This window comes from Pedobacter sp. JCM 36344, from assembly GCF_046546555.1.
Taxonomy (GTDB): domain Bacteria; phylum Bacteroidota; class Bacteroidia; order Sphingobacteriales; family Sphingobacteriaceae; genus Pedobacter.
The window spans coordinates 20,141-27,238 of the sequence record NZ_JBKHKK010000024.1 but is presented as its reverse complement, the minus strand read 5'-3'; the positions used below and the strand labels follow the sequence as shown (position 1 = coordinate 27,238).

Genomic DNA, 7,098 nt, shown 5'->3' with positions numbered 1-7,098 from the left:
ATAGCTAACGCCATTTACTATTGTAACAAATGTTAGCGGCTTCTCTTCTTCAAACGCGGCATTTTCATTTTTCTTACAAGACTGAAAAATCATCAACAGGGAACAAAGGAAGATTGCGGTTTGCTTTAAATTATATTTCATAGAATTGTAATTGTTAGATACTTTACAAAACTCCCTACAATTCAACTATGCTACAATCCCCCCAATATGGTATATTAATGTGCGTACCAGTGAGTACAAAGTTAGTCCTTTTGGAATACCAAGAAATGTTGAATCGGCATAAATTGTCCATTCTGAATCAAATTAAAGCCATTGGCGCTAAGTTCTTTCGTAACCTGTTTAACAGTCATTTTATGCTCTTCTTTGATGGCTACCTGCGGATCCTCAGCTTTGTATTCAATCAACAACAATTTGCCTTTCGGTTTTAACGATTTTTTAATCGCTTGCAATACTTCCCTTGGAAACAACAATTCATGGTAGACATCGACCATAACTACTAAGTCTACAGTATTTTGTGGCAACCCAGGTGATTTATCAGAACCTTTTACTACGACTACATTTGTCAACTTTAGTTCCTTACTTTTATCTCGCAGGTACTTTATTGCATCGTCCTGAATTTCCACTGCATAGATCTGTTTTACCTTAGGAGCAATCCTAAAAGTATAAAAACCTGAACCGGCGCCGATATCTGCAACGACGGTAGTTTTACCAACAGGCAATCTTGATATAGCAAGATTGGTGTTCTCTTCCTGAGATCTTGTATCCCTCTCTAGCCATGAAAAACCTTCAAAGCTCATCACCTGAGCAATCTCCCTTCCCAAGTAGACCTTGCCCGTACCATTTGAGGAAGGCTGCTTTTTGGTATACCCATCAACCGGTTGCTGGGCATTAAGTAACCCTACCTGAAGCACAAGCATGGTCAGGATCATATATTTAATTTGTTTTATTACAAGCATTTAGAGTATAATACAATTATTGGTAGGTTTGTTTAGCTAATAGTCGCCCTCAATGAAATAAAGATAGAAAGACCAGGTAACACGATCATCAATACATTTTTTAGGACGAAATTAAAGGTACACTTTCAGATGAATTACGTGTTCATATTTTCCAAAGTCGCAGATTTATTACGTTATCTTAGGGAAGTTGGTTTCATGCCGAAATAGTTCTCTATTTGTAACGAAACGAACAAGGCTAGCCTTAGTTGAGGACTGAGAGTGGTTTAGGAGGGGTTTTATATGGTAAAGGGGTGCTTTAGCCCTAGCAGTCCCCTCTTAGTTCCCTCGAAGATAGGTCTATGGTGAAAATTATTATGAAGTCAACAATATATTTGATATATGGACTTGGCGCCAACAGACGCGCGTTCAGAAAGCTAAAATTCTCCGAAGATTTGAACTGCATTTACCTGGACTGGATTCTTCCATTACCTAATGAAACGTTAGCATCTTATGCTCTGAGACTATCAAAATCAATAGATACCAGCAAACCGTTTTATTTAATTGGATTATCATTCGGCGGGATGCTGACTACCGAAATCGCAAAACAACTGAATCCTCTGCACGCTTTTTTAATTTCCAGCGCAGCAGTATTCAACGAGTTACCTTGGTACTTTAAAACCGCTGGAAAATTACGACTTGAAAGGATAGTTCCGTTTAATTTGATGAAGACTTGCAATAGCATTGGGCTGAAGTTCCTTGGTGCTAAAACTCAAGACGAAAAACTGCTTTTAAAGCAGCTAATTGTAGATAGCGATCCAAGATTTATAAAATGGGCATTGACCTGTATACTGAACTGGAGAAACACGATTCGGCCTTCAAACTTGACCTGTATTCACGGGAATGCAGATCGTCTGTTGCCCATAAGATACATCAATCCTGATTTTGTCATCGACGGAGGAAGTCATTTTATGGTTTATGCCAGGGCCGATGAGATCATGAAAATTATTATGGATGAAATCAACCGACACTAAAAGCTGGGTAATTTTGTTAGAATACTAAATCTTTTTTCGATACTATTCTCTTCCTCTTTTACAGATTTTAGAGCATACTTTATTGCATTTGAACGGTATTGACTAAAATATCTGGATGTTTCGGCTCTATCTAAAGGAACGGTTCTAATAAAGAGATTATCTGAGTTGATTGCCTCAAGCTTTCAGGCTATTATTTTTGTAATTAGTTACTCATAAATTCCTTCTTCCAACAAAATTATAATGAAGCTAAATAATTTTTCAAGATTGGAATATCTGCTTCCGCCCAATCCAAATTTAACAAATCTGCTGGCACTAACCACAAATAAGTGGCATGCTCCTTCAATACTATCTCACCTCCAATAATATGGCAGATAAAGGGTACTAATTTTATTATGAATTCAGGATAAGAATGAATGTTTGGCGAGAGCTCTTCCAAGACCACGATGCTTAAGTTCAACTCTTCTTTTATTTCTCTTACTAAACATTCGGATGGTGTCTCACCTAATTCCATTTTCCCACCTGGAAATTCAAATTTAAGAGGCATTTTCATTGATAAGCCTCTCTGCGCAACGAAGACTTTGCTAGATAAATGATCAACTATAATAGCGCAGATGACTTCAAGCATGCTTATTAGCGTTTAAAAATATTTTTTCTATGCCAGTCTAGATTATCTAGAGAAGGAAATTGATGTATTACGCTTGGTAATCATATCTCTTGACGCTCCAACTTTTTTAAACTATCGTGTGAGTTGAATCTTCCCTTAAATGGCTTAAAACTACTATTCTACAGGTATCATCTACGGCGACCATTCCATTATTGAAGGCCTTATGAAGATTAGGATACAAAGCCAACCCATTAGTAACACTACCATTTGCAAGTACTTGCAAATGGTACAATGTGGCAAGCATCGATGAACGCATGTGAAAAAGTGCTTTCCATATTCCGACTAGACAAACGTCCTAAAGCATTAATTATTAAGCTGATCCCATGCTGCTTTACTAAGCTCCGCGATCATCGAATCAATCGTCTTATCATTCTCTTTAGTATTGCTCACAAACGCCGCTACGGCGAAATGTCTACCATTGGGCATCGTGACAATACCGATATCATTAGAGGAGGCAGTCACCCCTTCTTTGTTTACACCAGAGTATCCTGTTTTATGTGCAACTGATGTACTAGGCGGCAGTAGGCCTTTGATTTTCTTTGGTCCGGAAGTGGATTCAGTCATCACTTTCCAGAGAAAAGCATGTGACTTTTCAGAAAGGACTTTCCTTTTATAGAATAGATTAAGCAATTGTACTGAGCAGTTGGGAGTAGCCCAATTTGTGAACTGGACCTTTTCATCCTTGTGCATTTCTTCTTCTGTAGCCACTATTGCTATGTTTTGAACCCCTAGACTAAAGATATAGGTTTGAACTTTGGAGGGACCGCCCAGTAGCCTAAACAGGATATCGCAACCATTGTTATCACTTTGACCCACAGTGAAAGATATTAATTCTGATAAAGGAATTTTAACACCTCCATTCGGATATTTATCTCTTAGCGGACTCCAAGTATCCGGCAATAAATCGCTTTTTTTAATAAGAATCTTTTGATCAAGCGATAATTTTCGCTGATCAACCTGCGACAACACCGCTAGCCCCAAGTGAAATTTGTAGACGCTCTGCATCGGTAGATGCATATCTCCGTTCACACTATAGGTTTTCTCATTTTCCAGATCAAGTACCGAAAACCCTATAGTAGCCTGGTATTTGTCCACTATCCCCTGAAGAGTAGGTTGTAAATAATCTACCCTTTGAGCACAGATGTTTACATTAAGTCCGACTACCAGAAATAACGCGATCAGGTAAACCCTTAAAATCCGCATTGTTAATAAAGTTTTGAGAAAACTTAAATGATTATTCTTGTCAAATTCGTTCATAACTTTACTAAGTTATTCTATTCTACCACGATCTGGATTACGTTTGTAGTAAATTCGCTGGTCATCAAAATAGGGATGCGAATAAAACTTCTCCATATCATAAGTATACGGCTCTGAGGGTTCACTATCGGACCTAAAGGTATTTAATACTTTTTCCTCATACATCTCCGCAATTGCATCCCCAGAATAATCGGGCGCAGCATATAACTGGGCAATAGTTATCCCCGGTAGATATACTTCATCGTCAGTTTCATGTAATTCAGCCAATCCGATCGGTATCAAAATTCTCTTAGGTTTAGTACCTTCCAAGGCAACATCTGCGACTATATATCTCACTTTCTTACTTGATGGATTGAACAATAAGTTTCGCACTTCGCCCAGCTGTTCTCCAAGATCGTCTTTTATGTCCCATCCCTGTATTTCAGGATTACCATCTGCAATCTCATAGTCACTGCCTGCTAAAGACTCCAGCCTGCGGTATTCTTTCGTTTCTTCTGTAGTCATATTTTAGTGTTATTTATGGCGCAACTTCCAACGAATCCGAGGGTGCATTATCCGAAGTCATCGTGTTGTCTTTGTTAAGAAAAAAATAGATTGTCAAACATATTATTGCAATAAGGAGTACGTAAAGCCAAAATTTGCTGCTCCGTTTCTTTTGTACATTTAAATCTGCCATATTACGCGTTTATTGAATAACCCAATACCTTCAATATTTGTTTTTCTATCGATTAGGTTCTTTTGCAATTATGAAAATACTGGAATACTAAAGCTGAAAGTAGATCCATTTCCAAAGTCGCTATCTACCCAGATTTCACCCTCGTGGCGGTGAATAATTTCTGCACAAAGATAAAGTCCGATACCGAATCCAGAAATTGAAAACATCTGAGTTCCTTCTACCCTGTAATAGCGTTCAAATATCTTAGCAGCATCTTGTGGTTTGATTCCCATGCCCTCATCTCGAATACTAACAAGCGCACGATTATCAACTGTAATACAGGCTACATTGATTGTGCTACCGGCTGCAGAATACTTCACCGCATTGCTGATAAGGTTGTTTATAACCTGTCCAATCTTATCTATATCTGCATTTACAATCGTTTCTTCAACTGGCGCAAATACTATCTTATGACTGGAAATGGTACTAATAGATTCGTCCTCTGACTCTTTCACGAGCTGAGCGAGATCAAATACTTTGTGGTCAATATGAATTTTACCTGATTCTAGCCTAGATACGTTAAGAAATCCATTTATCATAGTAGTCATTTTTCCAATCTGGGTATTGGTTTTCTCTAATGAACTGATTGCAAATTCATCTTCTAGCTTTCTCATTTTAAGCAAAAGCATCTGAACATAACCCCGCATAGAGGTTAACGGAGTTTTTAGTTCATGACTCACCATACCAATAAAATCATTTTTTCGTTCTTCATCTTTACGTCGTTCTGTGATATCGTTTAGAACCCCGGTGAAGGCTCTCTTCCCATCGCTATCTTGCATCTTGCCGACTGCCCTTACCCATCTTATCTGACCATCACTATAGCCTAATATTGGATACTCCATGTCGAATGTAATATTGTTCGTGAATGAACGATCTAGTTGACTCAATACATCTGTACGGTAATTATCTGGTATTTGTTTAATAGCTGCCTCATAAGAAATACGCTCCTCCGGATCTAACCCAAAGAATGTTTTCATGCTGGGCGATACTTTGAATTCTTTAGTTTCTGGATTTAGGGAAAATGAGCCCATTCCCGCAGCTTCCAAAGCGAGGCGTAAACTTTCCTCAGCACGTTGCAGCTTTTTACGTGCTGCCACCTTGTCTGTGATGTCGATGGAAACAATTATAATAGCGTAAGGTTTTTGATGCTCATCAAACATAGGCTCATATACAAAATCTACATTGACTATTTCTTCCTTTCCATTCCTAATTAGCGTTAACTCCTGCTCAACCGTATGAAAACTTTCTCCTGTTGCTAATACATGATCAGTTATTGGCTCGTAGAATGAAGCTGCCTCTGCATTCACTTCCCAGTAGGGTTTATCGGATAGTTCTTCTCTTGTTTTTCCTATTAGTTCAAGAAAGGTATCGTTAACTTCAACTACATATAAAGGATCGCCCTGTATAATACACATACCTACAGGTGCCTGTTTAACCATGTTTTTTATGTTTTCATCCTGCGACTTTAGCCTGTCAAGGGCTATTTGTTTTTCTATGGCCTGAATACGCATAAACTCTTGTACGCTTAATAGCTCATCGTTAGACGCGGCTAGTTCTTCATTAGAGGCATTCATCTCCTCATTAATCAATTGGATTTCTTCATTTGCGCGTTCCATCGAAAATTCCCGCTGTTTGCGATCAGTAATATCTATGTAAGAACCAATATAACCAGCAAAGTTGCCATCTCCGTCAAACCGGGCTGGTATTTTAGCCAAGAGCCATCTATAGCTATCCGACTTACTTTGAATTCGAAACTCACCCTTAACGGTATGTTTATCAGTATAAGCAGCTAAAAAATTATTTACCCAATTTACTTTATCATCAGGATGTATCAGATCTACCCAACCAAACTTTAGAAGTTCTTCTTCAGGTTTCCCCGTTAATTCAGACCAGGCTTTATTAAAATATACGGCATTGCCAGTTGCGTCTGACATTGAGATCAAAACGTCACTAGTTTCTGCCATAGTTCTAAAACTGCTTTCACTATCCAGTAAATTCTTCTGACTTTTTATTGAGGCCTGTTTTGCGAGTTCCAATTCGGTTACACCAGTGGCAAAACATAACACACCTGTGATGATGCCTATATCATTACGCATGGCCTGATAGCTGAAGTTATAGTAGAAAGTCTTACGTTCATCATCGATAAGCATATCCGCCCGGTCATTCTTGGCAATATACATTTCGCCGGTCTGAAAAACATTTTCCAGTAAGTGAATAAAATACTGGTCACTGAGTTCAGGTAATGCATGAATAAAGCGCATTCCTATTACCGATTCATCTTTGCCCCAAGCATTTAACGTTGCTCTATTAGCCACGGTTATTACAAGGTCTTCTCCAGTACACAGGTAAACTGGATATGTAGAGGCTTCAACTATTCGCTGGTAGATGCTTTCTGTTGATTTCACAGTGTAACGTTTAGGTTCGTGGTTTTTGATAATAACGTAATAACTGACACCCCCCCCCATTTGTTTCTCAGCTTAAACAAAAAACGACAAA

General features: G+C 38.4%; 7 protein-coding genes. 1 reads left to right on the top strand and 6 read right to left on the bottom strand.

The window, feature by feature from the left end; genetic code table 11:
• Positions 1–242: 242 nt before the first annotated feature.
• Positions 243–956: a class I SAM-dependent methyltransferase gene (locus ACHFIZ_RS17395; protein WP_410888169.1), complete on the bottom strand. Its 714-nt coding sequence runs from the start codon at positions 954–956 to the stop codon at positions 243–245.
• Positions 957–1,309: 353 nt separating this feature from the next.
• Here ACHFIZ_RS17395 and ACHFIZ_RS17390 point away from each other — a divergent pair, with 353 nt between their 5' ends.
• Positions 1,310–1,966, top strand: coding sequence for an alpha/beta fold hydrolase (locus ACHFIZ_RS17390; protein ID WP_410888167.1), 657 nt, complete (start codon positions 1,310–1,312; stop codon positions 1,964–1,966).
• A gap of 235 nt (positions 1,967–2,201) precedes the next feature.
• On the opposite strand, the gene ACHFIZ_RS17385 is transcribed toward ACHFIZ_RS17390, so the two are convergent.
• The 5 genes from ACHFIZ_RS17385 to ACHFIZ_RS17365 all read right to left on the bottom strand — a co-directional run bounded on the left by ACHFIZ_RS17385 (position 2,202) and on the right by ACHFIZ_RS17365 (position 7,007).
• Positions 2,202–2,591, bottom strand: coding sequence for a (deoxy)nucleoside triphosphate pyrophosphohydrolase (locus tag ACHFIZ_RS17385; protein WP_410888165.1), 390 nt, complete (start codon positions 2,589–2,591; stop codon positions 2,202–2,204).
• A gap of 106 nt (positions 2,592–2,697) precedes the next feature.
• Positions 2,698–2,886, bottom strand: coding sequence for an HNH endonuclease (locus ACHFIZ_RS17380; protein ID WP_410888164.1), 189 nt, complete (start codon positions 2,884–2,886; stop codon positions 2,698–2,700).
• Positions 2,887–2,933: 47 nt separating this feature from the next.
• The gene (gene bla / locus ACHFIZ_RS17375) at positions 2,934–3,887 is read right to left on the bottom strand and encodes a class A beta-lactamase, subclass A2 (RefSeq protein ID WP_410888162.1); all 954 of its coding nucleotides are present in this window, start codon (positions 3,885–3,887) and stop codon (positions 2,934–2,936) included.
• A 12-nt stretch (positions 3,888–3,899) separates the two neighbouring features.
• On the bottom strand, positions 3,900–4,391 hold the full coding sequence (locus tag ACHFIZ_RS17370; RefSeq protein ID WP_410888161.1) for a PRC-barrel domain-containing protein: 492 nt from the start codon (positions 4,389–4,391) through the stop codon (positions 3,900–3,902).
• 240 nt (positions 4,392–4,631) lie between these two features.
• Positions 4,632–7,007: a PAS domain S-box protein gene (locus tag ACHFIZ_RS17365; RefSeq protein WP_410888160.1), complete on the bottom strand. Its 2,376-nt coding sequence runs from the start codon at positions 7,005–7,007 to the stop codon at positions 4,632–4,634.
• Between the last annotated feature and the right edge of the window lie 91 nt (positions 7,008–7,098).